Annotated in this window: 1 protein-coding gene; it reads left to right on the top strand. The window is 29.4% G+C overall.

Annotation, left to right across the window (positions count from 1 at the left end; all coding sequences use genetic code 11):
- The first annotated feature begins 231 nt into the window (after nt 1-231).
- Nucleotides 232-867 (top strand): hypothetical protein, encoded by a 636-nt coding sequence (locus HT678_RS10520; protein WP_172924999.1) that lies wholly within the window; start codon nt 232-234, stop codon nt 865-867.
- Nucleotides 868-1,155: the final 288 nt, after the last annotated feature.

Here is a 1,155-nt window from a genome sequence, read left to right as displayed (position 1 = left end):
TCATTATAGAACTTTCAATTTATATTTTGAAAAATATTTTTTAACATAATAGCACATTTTTCTTGACTACAATAACATTATATGATAAAATGTAAGCGAATACAAATAAAAAGGAATTGCCTTATTCAATTAATATTCCTATAAGAAAGCAGATGATTCCAATGTACAAACTATAATTATCAACCCTTAATATCCAACTTAGTTATGAAAGAATGGTAGGTGATCATTATCATGAAAAAAATACTAATTACTCTATTATTTAGTTGTTTAGCATTGTTTTATTTGCCTATTTCTGTAAACGCCGATACCACTAATGACCTTGTTATAAAATTCAACGAACTGCAATTTACTGTTGAGGATTACAATATCCCTAATCCAGAAGTAGTATATTCGAAATCAGGATTCAACGAAGTTGCAACTGTTATTGATAGTGATACTGGAAAGGTTGTTGAAACTATTGAATTTATTCCAGATCTCTCTCGATCTACAGTTACTTCACACACATTAAAAAGAAGTGCAACATTTGCTAGAACTACAGTTCAATTAAGTGTAAACATTGAATTATATAATGAGGGTTCTTTCCGTCAGATTAACTCAGTTCAAGGTTATTACTTAGGAATAACAAATTCTATTACAAACACATATATTGAAGGACAAAACGTTGATGTTTGGTCTCCAAAAGGATACCCCACAACAAGTATAAAGTATGCTTATAATGGTACTTTAACAGCAGCTATAAACAGTAGTGGTTCAGCTCAAGTTAAAGCAGAGTTGTTAGGAGCTGGATTTACATTTGGAGGTACTATTGGAGGTACATCATATTATAGAGTTCCATTTAATCAAAACGGAACTATTAGTCTATACTAACTTAGGAGGTAGTCGATATTATGAATGAAAAAAAACGTACATATTTTATTTGTGCAAGTATTATTATTTCATCTATAATTTTAGGACTCTTTATTTATAACGGACTTGACGTTTTGGGTCAATTTATAAACGATGGCCTCAGGGTAATTAATAGTAATAGGTAGTTAATAGAATTTAAATAAAAAAACGGTAATTTAGTGAATGAACTGCACCCCAAAAGTTAGACAGAAAAAATCTAACTTTTGGGGTATTTTTATTATGAAATTGAGTTATGATGATAAAGTTCAG

It is taken from the genome of Streptococcus sp. 3167, from assembly GCF_013277175.1.
GTDB lineage: Bacteria > Bacillota > Bacilli > Lactobacillales > Streptococcaceae > Streptococcus > Streptococcus pseudopneumoniae.
Note: the sequence above shows the minus strand (reverse complement) of the source record. Positions and strands in the feature narration are given on the sequence as shown.

What these genes read in the sequence shown, in the direction of transcription:
- HT678_RS10520 (WP_172924999.1), top strand. Translation starts at nt 232, where the DNA reads ATGAAAAAAATACTAATTACTCTATTATTTAGTTGTTTAGCATTGTTT.